General features: G+C 31.9%; 20 protein-coding genes and 6 tRNA genes. All 26 read right to left on the reverse strand.

The window, feature by feature from the left end; genetic code table 11:
* Positions 1-149 precede the first annotated feature (149 nt).
* Positions 150-226 (reverse strand) — tRNA-Met (locus EQM05_RS14910).
* A gap of 10 nt (positions 227-236) precedes the next feature.
* Positions 237-312: transfer RNA gene (locus EQM05_RS14915), tRNA-Met, on the reverse strand.
* A gap of 9 nt (positions 313-321) precedes the next feature.
* Positions 322-410 (reverse strand) — tRNA-Leu (locus tag EQM05_RS14920).
* 12 nt (positions 411-422) lie between these two features.
* Positions 423-499, reverse strand: a tRNA-Met gene (locus EQM05_RS14925).
* An 11-nt stretch (positions 500-510) separates the two neighbouring features.
* Positions 511-586: transfer RNA gene (locus EQM05_RS14930), tRNA-Met, on the reverse strand.
* 8 nt (positions 587-594) lie between these two features.
* Positions 595-683: transfer RNA gene (locus EQM05_RS14935), tRNA-Leu, on the reverse strand.
* Positions 684-812: 129 nt separating this feature from the next.
* Positions 813-1,226 carry a S1 domain-containing RNA-binding protein gene (locus EQM05_RS14940; protein ID WP_128750875.1) on the reverse strand — a complete coding sequence of 138 codons (414 nt, stop codon included), beginning with the start codon at positions 1,224-1,226 and terminating at the stop codon, positions 813-815.
* A 61-nt stretch (positions 1,227-1,287) separates the two neighbouring features.
* A complete protein-coding gene (locus EQM05_RS14945) occupies positions 1,288-1,557 on the reverse strand; it encodes a septum formation initiator family protein (RefSeq protein ID WP_128751140.1) in 270 nt (89 codons plus the stop codon).
* Between the two features lie 96 nt (positions 1,558-1,653).
* Positions 1,654-2,064 carry a spore cortex biosynthesis protein YabQ gene (gene yabQ / locus EQM05_RS14950; protein WP_128750876.1) on the reverse strand — a complete coding sequence of 137 codons (411 nt, stop codon included), beginning with the start codon at positions 2,062-2,064 and terminating at the stop codon, positions 1,654-1,656.
* Positions 2,065-2,073: 9 nt separating this feature from the next.
* Positions 2,074-2,364, reverse strand: coding sequence for a sporulation protein YabP (yabP, locus tag EQM05_RS14955; protein WP_128750877.1), 291 nt, complete (start codon positions 2,362-2,364; stop codon positions 2,074-2,076).
* Positions 2,365-2,437: 73 nt separating this feature from the next.
* Complete coding sequence (locus tag EQM05_RS14960) at positions 2,438-2,695, reverse strand: RNA-binding S4 domain-containing protein (protein WP_128750878.1); 258 nt, start codon at positions 2,693-2,695, stop codon at positions 2,438-2,440.
* A gap of 89 nt (positions 2,696-2,784) precedes the next feature.
* A complete protein-coding gene (locus EQM05_RS14965) occupies positions 2,785-3,060 on the reverse strand; it encodes an HU family DNA-binding protein (protein WP_128750879.1) in 276 nt (91 codons plus the stop codon).
* Between the two features lie 100 nt (positions 3,061-3,160).
* The gene (gene mazG, locus EQM05_RS14970; RefSeq protein WP_128750880.1) at positions 3,161-4,606 is read right to left on the reverse strand and encodes a nucleoside triphosphate pyrophosphohydrolase; all 1,446 of its coding nucleotides are present in this window, start codon (positions 4,604-4,606) and stop codon (positions 3,161-3,163) included.
* 13 nt (positions 4,607-4,619) lie between these two features.
* Entirely contained in the window at positions 4,620-6,155 is a 1,536-nt protein-coding gene (locus tag EQM05_RS14975) for a polysaccharide biosynthesis protein (RefSeq protein ID WP_128750881.1), read from the reverse strand.
* Positions 6,156-6,353: 198 nt separating this feature from the next.
* Positions 6,354-6,905, reverse strand: coding sequence for a stage V sporulation protein T (spoVT, locus tag EQM05_RS14980; protein ID WP_128750882.1), 552 nt, complete (start codon positions 6,903-6,905; stop codon positions 6,354-6,356).
* A 159-nt stretch (positions 6,906-7,064) separates the two neighbouring features.
* On the reverse strand, positions 7,065-8,075 hold the full coding sequence (locus EQM05_RS14985) for a peptidylprolyl isomerase (RefSeq protein ID WP_128750883.1): 1,011 nt from the start codon (positions 8,073-8,075) through the stop codon (positions 7,065-7,067).
* A 265-nt stretch (positions 8,076-8,340) separates the two neighbouring features.
* Complete coding sequence (locus EQM05_RS16310; RefSeq protein WP_128748581.1) at positions 8,341-9,594, reverse strand: transposase; 1,254 nt, start codon at positions 9,592-9,594, stop codon at positions 8,341-8,343.
* A 187-nt stretch (positions 9,595-9,781) separates the two neighbouring features.
* Complete coding sequence (mfd, locus tag EQM05_RS14995; protein WP_128750884.1) at positions 9,782-13,303, reverse strand: transcription-repair coupling factor; 3,522 nt, start codon at positions 13,301-13,303, stop codon at positions 9,782-9,784.
* An 18-nt stretch (positions 13,304-13,321) separates the two neighbouring features.
* Entirely contained in the window at positions 13,322-13,888 is a 567-nt protein-coding gene (gene pth, locus EQM05_RS15000; RefSeq protein WP_128750885.1) for an aminoacyl-tRNA hydrolase, read from the reverse strand.
* 105 nt (positions 13,889-13,993) lie between these two features.
* Positions 13,994-15,169, reverse strand: a complete 1,176-nt coding sequence (locus EQM05_RS15005; RefSeq protein WP_128751141.1) for a trypsin-like peptidase domain-containing protein — start codon at positions 15,167-15,169, stop codon at positions 13,994-13,996.
* A gap of 36 nt (positions 15,170-15,205) precedes the next feature.
* Positions 15,206-16,624, reverse strand: a complete 1,419-nt coding sequence (locus EQM05_RS15010; RefSeq protein ID WP_128750886.1) for a HAMP domain-containing sensor histidine kinase — start codon at positions 16,622-16,624, stop codon at positions 15,206-15,208.
* 2 nt (positions 16,625-16,626) lie between these two features.
* Positions 16,627-17,313 (reverse strand): response regulator transcription factor, encoded by a 687-nt coding sequence (locus tag EQM05_RS15015; protein ID WP_128750887.1) that lies wholly within the window; start codon positions 17,311-17,313, stop codon positions 16,627-16,629.
* 165 nt (positions 17,314-17,478) lie between these two features.
* On the reverse strand, positions 17,479-18,438 hold the full coding sequence (locus EQM05_RS15020; protein WP_128750888.1) for a ribose-phosphate diphosphokinase: 960 nt from the start codon (positions 18,436-18,438) through the stop codon (positions 17,479-17,481).
* Positions 18,439-18,463: 25 nt separating this feature from the next.
* The gene (glmU, locus tag EQM05_RS15025; protein WP_128750889.1) at positions 18,464-19,834 is read right to left on the reverse strand and encodes a bifunctional UDP-N-acetylglucosamine diphosphorylase/glucosamine-1-phosphate N-acetyltransferase GlmU; all 1,371 of its coding nucleotides are present in this window, start codon (positions 19,832-19,834) and stop codon (positions 18,464-18,466) included.
* A gap of 148 nt (positions 19,835-19,982) precedes the next feature.
* A complete protein-coding gene (gene spoVG, locus EQM05_RS15030; RefSeq protein ID WP_128750890.1) occupies positions 19,983-20,270 on the reverse strand; it encodes a septation regulator SpoVG in 288 nt (95 codons plus the stop codon).
* A 102-nt stretch (positions 20,271-20,372) separates the two neighbouring features.
* Positions 20,373-21,188 (reverse strand): pur operon repressor, encoded by an 816-nt coding sequence (purR, locus tag EQM05_RS15035; protein ID WP_128750891.1) that lies wholly within the window; start codon positions 21,186-21,188, stop codon positions 20,373-20,375.
* Between the last annotated feature and the right edge of the window lie 276 nt (positions 21,189-21,464).

A 21,464-nucleotide genomic window follows, 5' to 3' on the forward strand; every position in this document is an offset into this window, starting at 1 on the left:
TAGACAATATACATTTATTAATAGTACTTATTATTGCGTATAAGATAAAAAAAATACTGTCTGTTTTGCATATAGTATTTATTTATCGTTTTATGTTGCTTTATAAATTACAAATAAAAAAACTCACGATATAAAATCATGAGTTATATTGGTAGCGGAAATAGGACTTGAACCTACGACACTTCGGGTATGAACCGAATGCTCTAGCCAGCTGAGCTATTCCGCCAAAAAACAAATGGTTGCGGGGATAGGACTTGAACCTATGACCTTCGGGTTATGAGCCCGACGAGCTACCAACTGCTCCACCCCGCGATATTATATTGGTGCTGAAGACCGGAATCGAACCGGTACGGGTTTTAAAGCCCGCAGGATTTTAAGTCCTGTGCGTCTGCCAGTTCCGCCACTCCAGCACATTATATATATGGTAGCGGAAATAGGACTTGAACCTACGACACTTCGGGTATGAACCGAATGCTCTAGCCAGCTGAGCTATTCCGCCACAAAAATAAATGGTTGCGGGGATAGGACTTGAACCTATGACCTTCGGGTTATGAGCCCGACGAGCTACCAACTGCTCCACCCCGCGATATTATATGGTGCTGAAGACCGGAATCGAACCGGTACGGGTTTTAAAGCCCACAGGATTTTAAGTCCTGTGCGTCTGCCAGTTCCGCCACTCCAGCACGTTATTTCAGCAGCAAATATCAATTCGCTGACTACAACATGATTTATTATATAGTACTTTAAATAATATGTCAACTACTATTTTTCTTAATCTTTAAAATAAAAGGGACTACAAACAGTCCCCTATATTACACATTCGATGTTTTCTTATATCCTCTTCCCTTTGAATCCTGATGTCTTTTTAAGTCCTGAAATCTTTCCTCACTATCCTTAAGAAATTTTGATAATCTGTCTTCAAAGTCGCCAGAATTGGCTTTTGCCTTTTCCTTGGACCAATCAATGTCAATTGGTCTTTGTGACTTTTTTTGTGCTGGTGCTGCCTGCTTAATGGATAAACTCATTTTCCCATTTTCATCTACAGAAATAACTTTCACCATAACTTTGTCTTTCTCTTTCAAGAACTCTCTAATGTCCTTTACATAAGTGTCTGAAACCTCAGAAATGTGAACTAATCCTGTTTTTCCTTCCACTTCAACGAATGCACCAAAATTAGTGATATTGATTACTGTACCTTCTAGTATGCTTCCTGCCTTTAAGGTCATATTTGTATGACTCCTCCTTAATAATAAAAAATGTATATTAAATATAAATTAATAGTAAAAGCTATTTTGAAGTATTTATTACAGGAGTCTCACCTTCTTTAATAAGATGTAATTTTTCTCTTGCCAGTTTCTCAATGTATTGGTCTGACTTTGACAATTTAATTTCATCCTGTAACTTTTGACTTTGATCATCAACCTTCTGCAATTCAATTTGCTTTTCAGTGATATCCTGCTTTATCTTATGCATGGTTATTGTTTGTGATACAAAAATAAAAATTATATAACTTATTACAACTAATAAAAGTATATTTTTAACCTTAATCTTTTTCATAATAAGTCTTTTCATATCAAAATCATTTTCCTTTCATAAGATTACGCAGTTAATCCGTTTAGTTATATTCTAATTTGTATTTGTATATTCTTCAAGCTATTTTTTTAAATTTTTTCTATTTTTCCTTATTATAAGATATATTATAAGCTCAAAAGGATAAAGTATCAAATTAATTGTAATTCTTACAAACTTTCCTATGGCATTAAACAATTTCTGCTGAGAAAGCAGGAATTTTGAACTTATTAACTTAAAATATATATATATACCAATAAATATATTAAGATAAATATATACCCCTATATATGCGCTGTCTGTAATAAGTAAAAAAATAAAAATAAAAATACCCGAAAGTATCCAAAATAAAGTATCTTCAATAAAAGTTATAATCTTATTTATATATTTAGGTCCTCTTATAATTCTATATATATCATAAAAAACTCCAGTAATAATCCCTGATAACAGGCTGAACAAAATTAAATAAAACTGTTTCGTTATAGAAATAACCATGTATACTACCTACTTAAACAATCTGGAAATTATGCTGTCTTTATCTTTTTTTACTTCATTTGTAGTATATATGCAGGAATTAACTATGCCTGTGATCATTACTTCTCCATTTTGGACATCCAGTTTATTCATCTTCAGGCCTTCCCCTTTTACAGTTAAAGTCCCAAGATTAGTATTTAATATTATATTTTCATCATTAAAACTTATTACCTCAACAACACCGCTTAAAGATAATCTTTTTCTATTATCAAGTTTTAAACTGCTTTTTTTATCTTCTAATTTTATATCTTTACTTTCCAAAATATCCCCTCCAATTATAACTAATATATTTATATGCTTAGCTTAAAGGAGATATTCTAAAGTGGGATCATTACTATTGACACTCCTGTCCAGAGATTATTTCATACATTTCTTTTGCATTTTCTTTTAATACATGTGCAGTAATATTAATTATTTTAGCTTTAAATATTTTTTCTGCATATTTTATTTCTATAATATCGTTCTCTTTAACTTCAGTGCCAGCCTTTGCCACCTTACCATTTATTGAAACTCTTCCACCTTCACAAGCTTCTTTTGCAACAGTTCTCCTTTTTATTATTCTAGATACCTTTAAATATTTATCTAATCTCATTTCTTACCCTCCCGTTGAATGGATTAATATATGCTCACCATAATTATAAAATAAAAAACCCAGATTTACATCCAGGTTTTTTATTTTAATTATTTATTAACTTTATCTTTAAATTCTTTTCCAGCTTTAAATACTGGAACTGTAGATTCTGGAATTGTTATTTCTTCTTTAGTTCTTGGATTTCTGCCTACCCTGGCAGCTCTTTTTCTTGTTTCAAAAGTACCAAAGCCTACTAATTGAACTTTATCTCCCTTTTCCAAAGCTTCTTCAACACTTTCAATAAGAGCTTTTAATGCAACTTCTGCATCTTTTTTTGTTATTTTGCTTTTTTCAGCAATACTTGTGATTAAATCTGATTTGTTCACCTTAGTTTACCTCCTTAAATTGAGTATGCTATAATTTAGCATATTCTTCACAAAATTAAAAATTCCTGCTTGTTTTATTGTTTTTGCAAAAAGTAACTAATTATTTACTTTTTGCCTCTTCCCATAATTCATCCATAGTTTTTAAATCCAGGCTTTCCATTTTTAAACCCCTTTTAAGAGCGCACTCTTCTATGTATTCAAAACGCTTGATGAATTTGGTTATAGTACTATTTAAAGCTATTTCAGGGTCAATGTCAAGGAATCTTGCAACATTTACGGTAGAAAATATCAAATCTCCCACTTCTTCTAATATCTTTGCCCTATTATTTGTTTTATATACACATTTTATTTCGTCTAGTTCCTCTAAAACCTTAGACATTGCACCATCAATTTTATCCCAGTCAAACCCAGCCTTTGCTGCTTTTCTTTGAATTTTATCCGCCCTCATAAGTGCAGGAAGATTATTTGCAACATGCTTAAGCTCTTCTGTATGATTTTTTAATCCTTGTTCCTTCATTTTAATTTCATCCCAATTATTAAGCACTTCTTCACTTGTATTCACCCTAATATCTCCAAATACATGAGGATGCCTATTAATCATTTTATTACATATCCCGGAAATTACATCATTTATATTATAATATCCATCTTCTTTACCAAGCTGAGCATGAAAAATTACCTGTAATAATACATCCCCCAGCTCTTCAACTAATTTTTCATCGTCCTTTTCATCTATAGCCTCCAAGGCTTCATAACTTTCTTCTATCAAATACTTTTTAAGTGATTCGTGAGTTTGTTCTTTATCCCATGGACAGCCATTTTCTCCTCTTAAAACTTCCATTATATTAACTAAGTCATAAAAATCCATTACACCTTTACTACACTTTGGAATATATACTGATGTTAAATGATCTATATCATCCTGCCTGTCTAGCTCATACAGTGGAATTTTTCTTATACTTTCCATTCCCTTTACTCCTGCTGCTCTTACAAAATATATTTCCATTTCATCACTGTAATATTCTGATAAAGCTATTTTAACCTCTGAAGCAATATATTTATCATATACCTGAGTTACTATAATTCCTGTCCTTTTGTCTAATAACTGATTTTTTATATCGAAAGCATCTATTATTTTTATTCCTTCTATTGGGTCAATTCTTAAGCTGTCCATTAATGAATCAATAAAGCTCACTGCAGGATATATATCTACAGCTATATTTTTTTCTTTACATAACTTCAAAATATTTTCAACTGACTTCTCAGCAACTAATGGATGACCTGGTACAGCATAAACTACATCCTGAAGCTGTTCTTGTTTTTTTATAATATCTTCAGCAATAGAATCATATACTTCATCAAAATCTTTTGACTTTTCATATTTTTCATCATAGGTTTTATATTTTATGCCAAGCTCTTTTAAGTATTGTACTGTAGGATGTCTTTCTGTCCTAAGAAAAATATTGCTGCTGTTTTTTAAAACTTCAATTGCTCCAATAGTTAATGCATCCTTATCTCCAGGCCCTAACCCTATTATTTTAATCATATATTTATCTCCCTTATCTCCTTAGTAATCTTTTTTTAACATAACTATATTTAAATATTCCTAAGATAAAAATCAAAATACCATATATCAAAATGCCGCAAAGTATTGCTATTAAGCATCCTATTCTGCTGCTTCCTGTATAATTATAGACACTTATATAAATAAATACAACAGAAATCAACATAGCCATGGCAGCAAACAAAGGTTTAATTAACATTTCATAATAGTTTATATTATAGTGCAGTGCTTTCTTAAGTTTCACTATATTTAACAAAGCTGCTGTAACATATCCAGCTATGGTTCCCAGCACTGCGCCATATATATTAATAGAAGGGATTGTTACAAGAAAATAGGTTATTAATATCTTAATTACGCATCCTGCTGCCAGATTAATTACTGGTGTGAAAAACTTTCCTATACTTTGCAATATGGATGTGGTAGTTTGTGCTATTATAATGAATGGTATGCAAATTGACAGGTATTTAAGAATTAAATATCCATCCGCCTGTCCAGGAAAAATCAGATTTAAAATAGGATAAGCTAACATAAATAATCCTGCAGCTGATGGTAATCCAATAACCATTGATATCTTAAGTGATAGATCTACCTTATTAATTACTTCTGTCATCCTGTGCAGAAAATATTCCTCAGCAATTATAGGAACTATAGATGCACATAAGGCCATGGACAAAGTCAGTGGTACATTTATCAAAGTAAATGCCTTCCCTGACAGCTGCCCATAAAGTATTGTTGCCTCCTTATAAGTGTAACCTGCTTCTAAAAGCTTTTGAGGAACCAATATAGAATCTATTAAACTCATTATAGTTCCTACAGCTGCTCCTAATGAAATTGGTATAGCTATTTTTAAAAGTGCAGTTAATATCTGAGGATCGTCTTTTACCTTTTTTACATTGAGTTCTTTTTTAACCTTTATATATTTAAACAATAGGTAAATTCCACCCAATATTCCTCCTGCTGTAGCTCCTAAAGCTGCGCCTCCTGCTGAGTACTCTATGCCTTTTGGTAGCAGTATATAGGCTAGTCCAACACCAACTATTACTCTTCCGCATTGTTCTAATATTTGAGATACTGCTGTTGGACTCATATTCTGCATGCCCTGGAAAAATCCCCTTAGTGCACTCATTATGGCAATAAAAACAGGTGCCGTGGCTATTCCAATTAAAGCGTAGTATGATTTTATGTCCCATCTTAAATATTTGATTATATATTTTGAAAAGCTCAATAATATTCCAGTAAAGCCTACACCCATTATTACCATTAAAAGCATAGCCTTTCTAAGAACCTGAATCATTCCTTCGTGGTTATTTACAGCATTATTTTCAGATACCATTTTAGATACAGCTACTGGTATTCCTGATGCTACTGCTATAAAAAACATATATAATGGATAGGACATTTGATAATACCCAAAGCCCTCATCTCCAATTATCATTTGAATAGGCCATCTAAAGAAAAGCCCTAAAAACTTAGCAATCATACCTGCTGAACCTAATATAAGAGTACCTTTCAATAAGGATTGTTTTTTCATGTAATAATACCCCCGAAAATAACTTTACAGTTTATTTTATATATATTAGAACCTTTGCATTATATATATTATTTATTTTCTTATGGCATTATTACATTAATTGAATATATTTTTTCAATATGTTAATAATTTTTCATGAAGGCAAAAATAACAAATGGCAGCCTTGCTGCCATTTTAAGATATAAATAGATTAATTATTTATTGTTCCATTTGCTTTCCCAAGAAGGATGATGCAGTTTCAGCTAACTTCATTTCTATTTCACCAAATTTAATTCCCTGCTCCTTAGATACTATAATAACAGCTCCAATTGCATCTCCTTCTGTAATAATTGGTGAAATTACCATTGAACTATACTTCTCATTAATGTCCTCATCTTCATATATAGGAGTAATGCCTTTACCTCCTTCATATGATACTGTTTTTCTTTCATCAATTACTTTTTCAAGGTCATTGCTTATTTTTTTATCCATATATTCTTTTTTTGTTATTCCACTAATAGATACTATAGAATCCTTATCACATATGATTACAATATTCCCAATAGTCTGCTGTAATGATTCTGCGTAGCCTTTTGAAAATTCACTTAGTTCACCTATAGGTGAATATTTTTTAAGAATTACTCCACCCTCTCTATCAGTAAATATTTCTAATGGATCTCCCTCTCTGATTCTTAAAGTCCTTCTTATTTCCTTTGGAATTACTACTCTTCCTAAATCGTCTATTCGTCTAACAATACCTGTTGCTTTCATTAATTTTACCTCCTTAAACTAATTATATAAAATATAACTTGTATTAATATTATCTTTCTTAACTTGAAATTTTATACACAATTGTTATTAAAAAAGCAGTATTTAAATTTAAAATTTAAATACTGCTTTTTTGTATAATTTTATTAATTAAGTTTATCATTAAATTAAGTTCTTATCATATTTAGTTATTTTAGCTGCTTTCTTCCACTCATCTATCTTTGCCGAAAATGCACTTTGTTTTGCATTGTTAAGCAAATTACCTTTTATAGTTTCTTTTACTGAATCAAAAGGTTTAACAGGGTATTCATTTTTTGTTTTTACCCAAATTATATGATATCCAAATTGTGTCTGCACAGGACCCGATATCTGGCCTGGTCTCAATGCCATTGCAGCAGCCATAAATTGCGGATCTAATCCTGAATTTACGTAATTCACTGTGCCAAGGTCTCCGCCACTAGCCTTTGAACCTGTATCAATAGATACTTCCTTTGCTACATCAGCGAATTTCTCACCTTTATCTAATCTTGCCTTTACCTTCTTAGCTTCATCTTCAGTTTTTACTAATATATGAGCTACATCCATTGTATCCGGCTTTTCAGTAAATTCTGTCTGATGACCATTATAATATTCCTTTATCTTGGCATCCTCCACCTTTACATTCTTTGTTACATTATCAGCAACTTTACTTATTATAATTTGATTCTTAAGATATGCTTTTAATGAGGCCTCTGTAAATCCAGCTGATTTTAAAGAATTTGTAAATGCTGTTGTATCATTGCCATATACTTTTTTTATTTCATCATACTTACTATTTGTTTCTTTAGTAAGTGCCGCATCATCAGGAACTAATTTTAATTCTTTTGCCTTTTGTAATAGAAGCTTTTCAGTTATCAATTGATCTAGTAACTGACCCTTCTGATCCTTTAAGGTAGCCTGAGCATCTGAATTGCTTGCATAGTTATCTCCATATTGGGATTTCAGCTGTGCAGTCACCTGGGCTAACTGTGGGTCTCCATCCAGTTCTCCCCTTGTTATTTTCTCTCCATTAACCTTAGCAACTGTACTTTTTGCAATAGCTTCTGGTGTTTTAGCTACCATGTTACATGCAGATAGTGATAATGAAAATACTACAACAAGAGCAGCACTGATGAGTCTTTTTGTACTTTTCACTCTATTTTCCCCCGTTCTAAATGTGATAAATATTATTTGACATAAAAACATTCTAGCACAAATATAGTATTACTTCAAAGATTACTTTAAAGTTTCAGAGATTTCGCATCTAAATTCCAGTAAAAGATTTACTTTTACTGGAATTGTATTTTATTGTACTTTCTTACATGGCTGGTAAATCAACAGACCGATATGTCGAAAAAATAGTTATAATTACCCTTACCCTAAGAAATTTTAATAATCGATTTCCAATTTTATTTTTATATTAAGTCTTTTTAAATATTGGATTATTCCAGTTGTCATCTATAGTAAATCTTTCATCTTTTATATCTTCAATAATATCTATTTGAAGCATCCGTTTCTTTCTAAAACCTCTGATACATCTAAAAAAATATAACTGCATCAGATTAAACGCTATAATTATAAACATCAGTACTGTCTCTACGCCCGTAGGGCTATGAAGAAAGCAATGATCTAAATGCCATTCTGTTTTAAGCTGATGAAAGGCATTATTTTCTATATCCCACCTCTTGTGCATTATCTTCCACAAGGTTTCTACTGAGGCAAATTTGTCTGTTGTTATAATCCAGCCTTCTTTAATTTCTACCTTATCTCCAGTATGAATTTCTTCTATAAACCTTATAAATCTAACTTTGATAGTCGGATCTGATATTTCAAAATTATCTTCATCCCAAGCTTTAATTTTGGTATAGTCTTTACTTCCCTGCTTTACAATCCATTTCTTATCAGCCTCACGGCGCTTAAATAGAGCTAATGCATCCTTTACAATGAGAAGACGCTCATCTTTAACTCTTACTACTGCATTCATTCCTATTGAAAGGACTTCTTTTATCCAAGTAGATTTACAATATAAAGCATCAGCTACTATAATATCGGCAAAATGGTGATATTTACGATATAATTTTTTTATTAATCTTATACCTCCGGTGATTTCACCTTCATCTTTATTCGAACTATCTTTCTTAGGTTCAAGCATTTCTTGTCCTAAAATAACATGGGGATCCGAACCTACGGTAGTACAAACTACAGATCTGTGGAAATGACGAGTAGTGCCATCCTTATTCTTTCGTGAAAGACATTTGTCACAAAATTTTTTAGCACTTTCAAATAATTCTACACCATCTACAGCAACTACCTTTAAGCCATCTATGGTACCATTTCTAAATATCTTATTTTTTATCGTAGTTCTAATTATACTATCATGAATATTTTTCAAACCATTCAAATCAAAATCACTTAAGCAGCGCCTAACGGCATCAATGTGAATCATTTTAGTGTTTTTAGGTAATACTTTTTTAAATTTACCTTTTTTAAGCCAATGCTCTAACCTGTTGAAACTTCTTATTTGAAGCATAAATCCAAACAAAACTACAAAGGTGATTGTTGAAATTTTTACTAGAGATTTTATCTTTTTATCCTCTAAGGTATTGATTTTTTCACCTATATCGTATACTTTATTAATATAGGTGAGCATTTGTTTTAAATAACTTTTATTCATCTTAAGGCATCCTTTCTATTGTGTTGTGCAAAACTATTATAAAAAGGATGCTTTTATTATGCAAATTTTTTTTATAATTTCCAGTAGAAATCGGATTTTACAATGTTTTTATTAAATACTAGCAAATCAATATAAATCAGCGGGCTGCGCCCTAAAACTTTTTTAGGTGCTAAACTTCTGTTAAAGTTTAACTAAAATTTGATATTTTATTCATAAACTCAAATAATTCTTTTAAATCTTTTAGTTTTTCCTCTTTCTTAATGTCTTTCATTGTATATCCAAAGGAAGGCTGTTCGCCAAGCTTAAATACTATTCTTTTTGAATAATTTTTAATAAGAGCACTTGATAAATTTTGATTTAGTCTGTCCTTTCCATCAAAAATAATAATCACTTCTTCTTTTCTTTCCTTTATTTCTAAAATCCCTAATTTTTTTCCTATGCTTCTTATATATGAGATGTCCATAAGATTTTGCACAGACTGAGGAATGTCAGAAAACCTATCCACAAGTTCATCCTGAATATCCATCATATCATCATAGGATTCTATTGCTGCTATTTTCTTGTATATCTCTATCTTTTGAACCTCATCATTAATATATTCACTAGGAATATATGCATCCACCTTTAATTCTACAGTAGTTTCAACTGGCTCTTTACTTATTTCTCCCTTTACTAATTTTATGGTATCATCCAGCATTCTGCAGTATAAATCATATCCAATAGCAGCCATATGGCCATGCTGTGCAGACCCCATCATATTTCCTGCTCCTCTTATTTCTAAGTCTTTTAAAGCTATTTTAAATCCAGATCCTAGTTCAGTGAAGTCCTTTATTGCTTTTAATCTCTTTTCAGCTACTTCCGTTAATATCTTATCCTTTCTGTAAGTTAAATAACAATATGCAATCCTGTTCGTCCTTCCAACACGCCCCCTAAGCTGATACAGCTGTGACAAGCCCATTTTATCAGAATCGAATATAATCATAGTATTAACATTTTGAATATCCATGCCAGTTTCAATGATTGTAGTTGATACTAAGATATCGTACTCATTTCTCATAAAATCTACAATCACATTTTCAAGTTCTCTCTCACCCATTTGTCCGTGTGCCACTGCTACTCTAGCCTCTGGTACAAGTTTTGAAATGTATGCTGAAATCTCCTGAATAGTCTCCACCCTGTTATATACAAAGTACACCTGACCCCCACGGCTTAGTTCCCTTAAAATGGCATCTCTGATCAGCTGGTCATTATACTCCACCACATAAGTCTGTACAGGATATCTTTCTTCAGGAGGCGTTTCAATAACGCTGATATCTCTAACTCCAACTAAGGACATATGCAGTGTTCTTGGAATAGGTGTAGCGCTCAAAGTTAAAACATCTACGTTTTTCTTAAAGCTTTTGATTTTTTCTTTATGGGCAACGCCAAATCTTTGCTCTTCATCTATTATTAAAAGCCCTAAATCTTTAAATTTAACATCTTTTTGAATAATCCTATGGGTACCTATTAAAATATCCACATTCCCTTCTTTAACAGCCTTCAATGTGGCTTTCTGCTGTGCTGCAGTTCTAAATCTGCTTATCATTTCAATTTTAACTGGGAAATCGGAAAATCTCTGTATAAAATTATTATAATGCTGCTGTGCAAGTATTGTGGTAGGAACAAGGAAAGCAACTTGTTTTCCATCCATAACAGCCTTAAAAGCCGCTCTAACAGCCACCTCTGTCTTTCCATAGCCTACATCTCCGCATAAAAGTCTATCCATTGATTTTTCTGATTCCATATCTTTTTTTATTTCACTAATTGATGTTAACTGATCTGGAGTTTCCTCATAAGGGAATTCATCTTCAAATTGTTTCTGCCATACTGTGTCCTTTGAATATTTAAACCCTTTTAAAGTGGAACGTATAGCATATAATTTTACTAAATCTTCTGCAATTTCTTCTATGGACCTTTTCACTTTTCTTTTTGCTTTAGCCCATTCAGATCCTCCCAGTTTATTTATTTTTGGATTTTTTCCCTCACTTCCTATGTACTTCTGTACTAAGTCCAGCTGTTCCACTGGTACATAGAGCTTATCTTCATTATCATAGCTTAATTCCAGATAGTCTTTTTTTATACCTTCTACCTCTAACTGCTTTATGCCCTTATAAACTCCAATTCCGTGATTAACATGTACTACGTAGTCTCCAGGTTTAAGCTCAGTAAAGCTTTTAATTTTGCTTATTCCTTTTTTATTTATCCTGGAGGAAGTTTTCCTTTTAGCCTCGCCAAAAACTTCTTTATCTGAAATAACGCATACCTTATAAACAGGGAACTCAAAACCGCTTAAAAGGCTCCCAAATGTTATTATCACTTCTCCAGGCTCTATTTTCCTTACCACATCTTTGTAAGAACTTTCAATGTCTCTGTCTCTCAAAGTATTTACAAGTCTCTCTCCTCTAGGTCTTGTACCAGAGAGTATTAAAGTTTTATACCCTTTGCTTTTTCTATCCTTAATATCCTCTATTAACAGATCCAGCTGGCCATGATAATTATGTAATGTTATTTGAGAAAAGCTTACAATAGATTTTGGTTGTAAAATGCTGGCAGCCTTAGAAATAAAATCTGTGGTAATAATATTGCTGCTTTCAATTTTTTCAATAATAGACTGTTTATTAATTAAAAGATTGCTCTGTGATGATAATATATCTCCTCTCTGTAAAAAGCTTTTGTAGTTTTCTTCAAATTCATAATATATACTATCAAGTTTACCCTTACATCTTTGTATATCATCTACCACAATCATGCTGTTCTTCACATAGTCAAAAAAGGTGCATCTCTTTTTATAAAAATATGGCAGATAGCTGTCAATATTTTCAAATGTACCCGTTTCTAAAAGTGCTTCTAAATTTTTATTTACTATTTCATTTAACTTTTTTACAGCCTCTTTTTCCTTCTTCTTTTTAAAAACCTGCTCCATTTCATTGAAATCTTTTTTTATACAGTCATAACCATACTTTAAATCATCCTGGGTCAGTATAATTTCTTTTGCCGGAAATATCTCCACATGGTCAACCTTTTCAATGCTTCTTTGAGATTCTGTATTAAAGCTCCTAATGGAATCAACTTCATCATCAAAAAGTTCTATTCTAAATGGTTCCATGGAAGTAGGAGGGTAAATATCTATTATACCCCCCCTTAAAGAAAATTGACCTTTAGCTTCAACCAATTCAACTTTCTCATATCCACATTGGATTAACTTGCTGCTAAAATCATATAAATTGATTATATCCCCTACTTTAAATTCAAAGGAATAGTTATTATAATACTCACTTGGGATATATTGCGGCGCCAGGCATTCGATTGAGGAAACAATGATTTTCTTTCCAGGCTTTAAAATCTCTTTTAATACTTTTAACCTTTCCCATCTTAAGTCACTGGATATAGCATCAATATTATAAAACACTATCTCTTTAGTGGGAAAATAAAAGCATTCTGGTATGTATAAGGATAAGTCCTCGTATAAATTTTTTGCCTCCATGTCACTATGTGTTAAGACTAGGAATGGCTTGTCTATTTCTTCATACAAGCCATTTATTAAATAACTCCTGGCCGAATCTGAAACCCCAAAAATACTCAGAGGAAACTTATTCTTCTTAATATTCGCTAATGCTGATTTAAATTCATTACTTTCCTTAAGAGGTTGTGTAATTCCAACCAATCTCATTAAATTCCGCCCCCTAACCTACTCCGCTTTATATCCATTATATTTATTCATTGCTTCTTCTAAACTAGTCTCCATTATTTCCTCTACAGCCAATAATGCTGTTTCTAAGGTCTCATCTAAAACCTTTCTTTCTTCTTCAGAGAACCTTCCAAGTACATATGAAACTAGATTTTCCTTTGGCTGTCCAACTCCAATTTTTATTCTTGGAAATGAATCTGTACCAAGGTTTAATATTATATTTTTTATTCCATTATGACCGCCTGCACTACCTTTGCCTCTTATTCTCAACCTTCCTACAGGAATGCTTATGTCATCATATATTATTATTATTTTATCTAAATCAATTTTATAAAAATTTACTGCCTCCCTGACACTTTCACCACTTAAATTCATATATGTTGATGGTTTCAACAATAGAACCTTTTCTCTGCCTATATATCCCTCTCCATATATTCCTTTAAATTTTACCCTATTTAATTCAATATTATACTTTCTGCTTAATAAATCAATTGTATCAAATCCAACGTTATGTCTTGTTTTTTCATATTCTCGTCCTATATTGCCTAATCCAACTATTAGATACATCTTTTTCAACTCCTAAACAATAAATTCCACTTTTTGATTATACACTTTTTTTTATATAATATATACTTTTAAAATCTAAATAAATAAGAGACCTTATATGGTCTCCTATTTATTAGTGTCCTTCATTTCTGATAAAACTATATTGTACTGAACTATCTTGCCATTTCTCCATACTTTGCATGATACTGTATCACCAATTTTGTGAGAATCAATTATATCCGCTAGATCTTCAAACTTTGTTACTTTCTTTCCATCTAATTCTACTATTATATCTGTTGGCTTTATACCAGCTTTATAAGCTCCGCTGTCTTTAACTACCTCTTTAACATATACTCCCTGAACTTTGTTTGCATCAGAAATGATACTTTGTCCGTAAATTCCTATAAATGGTCTGCTTACAACTTTACCATAGTTCATTAATGATTTCACAATATCTTTTGTTTCATTTATAGAAATTGCAAATCCCATTCCCTCTGCACCTTGCTCTGTTCCCAATTTAAGGCTGTTAATTCCTATAACCTCTCCAGCCTCATTACACAATGCCCCGCCGCTATTGCCGGGATTAATAGCTGCATCAGTTTGGAGAACTTTATAAATTGCTCCCTGATAACTAATTTTTCTATTTAGAGCACTAACAATTCCAGCAGTTACACTTCCAGCAAATTCTTCACCTAAAGGATTACCTATTGCTATTGCTAAATCACCCACTTTTACCTTAGATGAATCTCCAAATTTGGCTACTGGAAGGTTTTGAGCTTCTACTTTAATAACAGCTAAATCTGACCTTGCATCAGCTCCTACTAATTTTGCATCTAGGGTTTTCCCGCTGGATAGTCTTACAACTATTTTTTCAGATCCTGCAATTACATGGTTATTTGTAACAATATACCCATTTGGGTCAAAAATAATACCAGAACCGCTGCTTTCATCCTGTGGTCCGAAAAAACCATCAACCTTATTGCTTATACCTACTACAGCAGGCCCTACAGCTTCCGCTACCTTATTGATTGCATTTTTAGGTATATCTGCGGTTTTAGTATCTCCTTGTTGAAACATAGATTGATTGTTAGGAGTTAACACCCTTGCTGAGTACTTCTTATCAACAATATATGCGCCTACTGCTCCACCTATGGCTGCTGATGCAATAATTATACATACTAATTTAAAAAATCCTTTAATTCTTCCATGTCTGTTATTATTTCGAAATTTGATTTTGCCTTCTTCATTTAATACACTTTCCCATTGAACATCCTTAACTTTATTTAAGTCACTATCTCCCAACATAATACACCTCCCAGCTTTTCAATATAATCAAATCTATCTGGACACAGTTTTTAAAGTAAAAGTAAATTCTACTCCCTCAGGCATTTTGTTTTCAACCCAAATGTCTTCACCATGCTGAGTCAGTATGCTTCTTACTATTGGTAACCCCAGTCCTGTACTAACTTTATTTGATCTGGATTTATCTCCTTTGTAAAATCTATCCCAAACATGCTTTATATCTTCTTCAGGAATATTGTTCCCGTTATTGTAGATGGAAATCTGAGCTTTATTGCCCTTTGTTCTGGTAGTTATATTAACAGTACCGCCATCTTTAACATATTTAATTGCATTATCCAAAAGATTGGTAACAACTTGTGTTATTCTATCCTTATCACCATAAACATACAAGTTATCATTTTGAAAACACACATCAACAATTAATTTTTTATCTTTAATTTTCGTTTCAAATTTTATAACACTTAACCTTATTATTTCATTAATATCTATTTCCTCAATTTTTAATTTAAACTGACCAGCATCAATTGAGGAAAGATCTAATAGCTCATTTACCAATCTGGTAAGTCTCTGAGTCTCCTCATAAGCTATTTTTAAATAATACACTTCTTTATCTTTAGGTATTACTCCATCTATTATACCGCTTATAAAACCTTTAATAGATGTTATAGGTGATCTTATCTCATGTGACACATTAGAAATAAAATCCCTTCTGTTTTTTTCAACTTTCTCTAATGAATCAGCCATAGAGTTAAAAGACTCAGCAAGTTCTCCTATTTCGTCATTGGAATTAATATCCACTCTCTTATTAACCTCTCCCTTTGAGATTTTGTCAGCAACATAATTAATCTTTGCTAATGGTTTTATTATTATTTTCTGGGAGAAGAAATAAATAACGAAATTAGAAGCTACAATAGCCAGAACAGCTGATATCCATATAATCAGGTACACTCTTTTCAAAGGTCCTTTAATTTCATCAATTGATGTATGCATAATAATGGCACCCTTGAAGGTTCCCGTATCAGAAAATATTGGTATTTCCAAAGAGTGTACAGGAGTTTTAAAAGCACCACCATATAATCCTCTTTTTTCAACAATATGATTTAGCCTAAGTTCTTCTAAATCACTTGTAAGTATCTGATTAACAGAGATTTTATTTTGGCTGCTGTTTGAAACGGCATAAACATAGCCATAATTATCTGCAAGCCAGATATTAGTGGATAAATAATTGCCTATATAAGATAATATATCATTTATTTTTTCTGCAGACATATCATGATCTATGTACTGTTGTGCTGCATTTCCTATTAATTTAGATTCAGCCAGAAGCTGAGATTTCCTCTGATTATAATAATAGCTGTCAAACCATATTGACAGAACAGCAGCAGTAGTAATAAAACTAACAGCAATTATTGCGGTGAATGTTATAACCATTTTGGAAAACACGGTTTTTTTCATTGCTATTTCACCTCAAACTTATACCCAACACCCCATACTGTTTCTATCTGCCAGTTTTCTCCCTTTTCTAATTTTTCTCTTAATCTTTTCACATGAACATCTACTGTTCTGGAATCTCCAGGATAATCATATCCCCATACTTCACAAAGCAGCTGTTCCCTAGTAAATACCCTGTTCTTATTGCTTGCAAGGTAATACAATAATTCAAATTCCTTTGGAGGCATTTTAATTTCTTTACCATTATAAACTACTGAATATGAATTAATGTCTATAGTCAAATCCTGAAATTTAATTATCTCCTTATTATCATTATCCGTATTATATCTTCTTAATACTGCCTTGACTCTGGCCAGCAGTTCTTTTGGTTCAAATGGCTTAACTATATAATCATCTGCACCCAGCTCCAATCCAAGTACCTTATCAAAAGTTTCTCCCTTAGCAGTAAGCATTATTACAGATGTTGAATAATCCTTTCTTATCCACTTTAAAACATCAATACCATCTATATGAGGCAGCATTATGTCAAGTAAAACTAAATCAGGCTTATATTCTAAAAACATTTCTTCTGCTATTTTTCCATCATGGCAAACCCTTGTTGAATATCCGGCACTTTCAACATACATTTTTATAACTTCACATATATTTTCGTCATCATCAACAATTAGAATTTTACCGATTTTACCATCCATTTAATTTTCCTCCTAAATAGTCATATATATTTAATTTACCATATAATCTATACACAATGTGTTCCATTTTATAAAAGTTACAAATTATTTACTTAATATATAATAAGATTAAAAGGACATACTGAATTATACAGTATGCCCTAATGCTAATATAAAGTATTTATATTATTCTTCGAATAATTTACTTACGGATTCATCTCCATATATTCTTTTAATAGCTTCTGCAAACAATGGTGCCACAGATAAAATAGTGAATTTATCAAGCATCTTTTCTTCTGGTAAGCATATACTATTTAACATTACTAACTCTTTTATTGCCGAATTTTTTATTCTTTCAATAGCAGGGCCAGATAAAACAGCATGTGTACAGCAGGCATAAACTTCTCTTGCTCCCCTTTGCACTAGTGCATTTGCTCCGTTTGTTATAGTACCTGCTGTATCTATCATATCATCAACAAGGATAACTGTTTTATCCTGAATATCTCCAATGATATTCATTATCTCAGAAACATTTGCCTTTGGTCTTCTCTTGTCAATAATTGCTATTGGTGCATGCAGCTTATCTGCAAACTTTCTTGCTCTGGTAACACTTCCAAGATCAGGAGATACCACAACAACATCATCTCTATCGGCAAAACCCTTTTTTATAAAATATTTCGCAAGTATTGGAGAACCTAATAAGTGATCTACTGGTATATTAAAATAACCAGAAATCTGCGCCGCATGCAGGTCAATTGTAAGTACTCTGTCTGCTCCTGCTGCTGTAATTAAATCTGCAACTAATTTAGCTGTAATTGGATCTCTTGCCTTTGCCTTTCTGTCCTGCCTTGCATATCCATAGTATGGAATAACTGCGGTAATTCTTCCTGCAGATGCTCTTTTAAAAGCATCAATCATGATAAGCAGCTCCATTAAATTATCATTTACAGGTGAGTTAGTGGATTGTACTACGAAAACGTCTGTACCTCTAACGGTTTCGTTGATATCTACTGATATTTCTCCATCACTAAATCTGGAAACTTTTGAGTTTCCAACACTTACACCTAGAATGTCAGCAATTTCCTTTGCCAACTTAGGATGGGAATTTCCAGCAAAAATCTTAATGTTTTTACCATGAGTTATCATTGTTAGTCCTCCTTAGGTTAATTAATTATTTTTTCAAACCTTTTTTTTCTACCCAGCCCTCTATATTAGTCTGCCTAGATCTTGCAATTGATAAAGCACCATCAGGCACTTCTTCTGTTATTGTAGATCCAGCGGCTGTATAAGCATTATCATTTACTTTAACAGGTGATACTAAATTAGTATTACAACCTATAAATACATTATTACCTATAATTGTCTTATTCTTAACTTTTCCGTCATAATTAACTACTACTGTTCCGCATCCAAAGTTACAGCCACTGCCAACTTCAGCATCTCCTATATATGTCAAATGAGATACTTTGGTTCCATCTCCAATAGTAGATTTCTTAATTTCAACAAAATCCCCTATTCTTGCTGATTTTCCTATGACAGTTTCTGGTCTTAAATATGCATAAGGACCTACTGTTGTATTTTCGCCAACATGGCTTTCAATTATAACAGAGCACTGAATTGATACGCCCTGATCTATGACGCTGTTAACTATCCTTGAATTAGGATATAAAATGCAGTTACTATTTATAACCGTATTTCCTTCTATAAAATTACCTGGATAAATAATTGTATCATTATGTATTTCAGCCTCTGAACTTATGTATGTATTTTCAGGATCAATTATTGTTACACCATTTTCCATATGTTTTTTATTAATTCTAAGTCTCATTATCTTATCCACATCTGACAGCTGAGTTCTTGAATTTACACCCATTGTTTCTTCAAATGGGATAGGAAGGGCTCCTACCTTTAATCCTTCATTTTTCAATATTCCAATAATATCAGTGAGATAATACTCTCCCTGAGCGTTATTATTATTAAGCTTTTTTAATGCATTTAAAAGGCATTCTATATCAAAGCAGTACATTCCTGCATTAATTTCATCTACTTTTAATTCTTCGGCACTGCAGTCTTTATGCTCAACTATGCTGTCAACCTGGCCGTTCTGTTTTCTTATTATTCTGCCATATCCAGTTGGATCATCAACTAGTGAAGTTAATATTACAGCTTTATATTCTCCTTCTTCATGGTAGTTCATAAGTTTCATGACAGTTTCTGATTTAATTAAAGGAGCGTCACCTGTAAAAACAGCTACAGTTCCTTTCTTTCCATTAAGGAAATCCTCAGCACACATAACTGCATGCCCTGTACCTAATTGTTTTTCCTGAAAAGAGTAGTTAACATTTCTGCATTTTGTAGCTTCTTTTACCTTATCTGCTCCTCTGCCTACAATAACATCTATATCATTTATCTGACTTCCCTTTAATGTATCTATTACGTGATTAACCATTTCTTTCCCGCACACCTTGTGCAGAACTTTAGGCATACTAGATTTCATTCTTTTTCCTTCACCAGCTGCTAATATAATAGCACACTTATACATTTTATCACCTCATTAGGCTAATTATTTTAAATAACTTGTACTTAATGTTCGTAAACACCCTATAATATTATATTTTATATATAGATTATTTTCAACTATAAAAGATAATTTTCTCCATAATAAAAAGGAGTATTTCTACTCCCCTTTATTACTCTTCAACTTTTCCTTCAGTTGTTTCCTCATTCTTAACCTTTTCATACTCATCCAAAATAGCTTTTTGAATTTTTTCTCTGGTTTGAGTATTTATTGGATGTGCTATGTCCTTGAACTCTCCATCAGGAGTTTTTCTGCTTGGCATAGCAATGAAAAGTCCGTTTTGCCCTTCTATAACTTTGATATCATGAACAACAAACTCGTTATCAAAGGTTACGGAAACAATTGCCTTCATTTTACCTTCTGCAGCAATCTTTCTAACTCTTACGTCTGTAATTACCATTAAAATCCACCTCCAAGATGCTTCAATATATATATTATTCTCTACGTTTTAGTTTTTTCCTTCTTATTTTTTAAAAAATTATTAATTTTTTTGAAAATTTAGTTATTTAAAAAATTTAGATGGTACAATTTCAGGTTCGCCATTTTTGTTTATACCATTGAAATCTACTAAGGATACATATTCATTAATAAGTTTCTTCTCTGTGTCAGTGTTATCTATAAGCATGCCTATACCAACAATTTCACTTTCAAATTCCTTCATTAAATCTATTATGCCGATAGTTGTGCCTCCTGCCTTCATGAAATCATCTATAAAAACACATTTGCTTCCCTTTTTTATAGCCTTTTTTGATAAAGTCATGTTTTGAATTCTTCCACTTGATCCAGAAACATAATTAATATTAACTGTAGATCCTTCTGTAACCTTTGAATCCCGCCTAACCACCACTAATTGTACTCCCAGGTCTTTAGCAACTTCATAAGCCAGTGGAATCCCTTTTGTTTCAACAGTTACCACATAATCAACATTTTTATCATCAAATTTTGAGGACAAAATAATACCTGCCTTGGCTATTATCTCAGGATTGCACATTACATCGCTGACATAAAGAAAGTTTCCCGGTACTATTCTATCCTTATTCTGTAAAGTTATACATAGTCTTTCACAGAATCCCATTACTTCCTCAGATGACATTCCGCATACATATTTAACTCCACCTGCAGCTCCTGCAATAGTCTCTACTCTTCCCATATGAAGTTTGTTTAGTACATCTTTTATTACATATAAATCCTCACTTATTGTAGATTTTGCAGCATTGAACATTTCTGTGAAAGTATTTAGGTTTATTATAGTGTTTGAATTCTCCAATAAAACCTTGGTTATTATTGCCACCCTTTGGTTCCTAGTATATTTCTCCATTCTATCACCCATCATTTTAGATTTTACGAATAATTTTTATATTATTTAATTCATTATTCATATTTTATGACAAAACCCTGCTATTATCAATACTTATTTATTGATGTTAAAATTAAACATTAACTTTTCGCATGTATATCAATAAAAGTTTTTTTATTGTGTTTTTTTTTATTAAAATTTGATTATAATTAAAGATGTATAATTTTTAAAATAATACATTACTTTAAATCATATAGTAGAATAATTATATTGTTTTGGTATTAATATTGAGGAGTT

It is taken from the genome of Clostridium sp. JN-9 (assembly GCF_004103695.1).
In the GTDB taxonomy this organism is placed as follows: Bacteria; Bacillota; Clostridia; order Clostridiales; family Clostridiaceae; genus JN-9.

Excerpts from the sequence above, each read along its gene's own strand:
- mazG (WP_128750880.1), bottom strand. The coding sequence starts at position 4,606 with ATGATTAAAATAATAGGGTTAGGGCCTGGAGATAAGGATGCATTAACT.
- EQM05_RS16310 (WP_128748581.1), bottom strand. The coding sequence starts at position 9,594 with ATGAATAAAAGTTATTTAAAACAAATGCTCACCTATATTAATAAAGTA.
- mfd (WP_128750884.1), bottom strand. The coding sequence starts at position 13,303 with ATGAGATTGGTTGGAATTACACAACCTCTTAAGGAAAGTAATGAATTT.
- spoVT (WP_128750882.1), bottom strand. The coding sequence starts at position 6,905 with ATGAAAGCAACAGGTATTGTTAGACGAATAGACGATTTAGGAAGAGTA.
- pth (WP_128750885.1), bottom strand. The coding sequence starts at position 13,888 with ATGTATCTAATAGTTGGATTAGGCAATATAGGACGAGAATATGAAAAA.
- EQM05_RS15015 (WP_128750887.1), bottom strand. The coding sequence starts at position 17,313 with ATGGATGGTAAAATCGGTAAAATTCTAATTGTTGATGATGACGAAAAT.
- spoVG (WP_128750890.1), bottom strand. The coding sequence starts at position 20,270 with ATGGTAATTACAGACGTAAGAGTTAGAAAGATTGCTGCAGAAGGTAAA.
- yabQ (WP_128750876.1), bottom strand. The coding sequence starts at position 2,064 with ATGGTTATTTCTATAACGAAACAGTTTTATTTAATTTTGTTCAGCCTG.
- purR (WP_128750891.1), bottom strand. The coding sequence starts at position 21,188 with ATGGAGAAATATACTAGGAACCAAAGGGTGGCAATAATAACCAAGGTT.
- EQM05_RS15010 (WP_128750886.1), bottom strand. The coding sequence starts at position 16,624 with ATGAAAAAAACCGTGTTTTCCAAAATGGTTATAACATTCACCGCAATA.
- EQM05_RS15020 (WP_128750888.1), bottom strand. The coding sequence starts at position 18,438 with ATGATAACTCATGGTAAAAACATTAAGATTTTTGCTGGAAATTCCCAT.
- EQM05_RS14960 (WP_128750878.1), bottom strand. The coding sequence starts at position 2,695 with ATGAGATTAGATAAATATTTAAAGGTATCTAGAATAATAAAAAGGAGA.
- EQM05_RS14975 (WP_128750881.1), bottom strand. The coding sequence starts at position 6,155 with ATGAAAAAACAATCCTTATTGAAAGGTACTCTTATATTAGGTTCAGCA.
- EQM05_RS14945 (WP_128751140.1), bottom strand. The coding sequence starts at position 1,557 with ATGAAAAAGATTAAGGTTAAAAATATACTTTTATTAGTTGTAATAAGT.
- glmU (WP_128750889.1), bottom strand. The coding sequence starts at position 19,834 with ATGTATAAGTGTGCTATTATATTAGCAGCTGGTGAAGGAAAAAGAATG.
- EQM05_RS14940 (WP_128750875.1), bottom strand. The coding sequence starts at position 1,226 with ATGACCTTAAAGGCAGGAAGCATACTAGAAGGTACAGTAATCAATATC.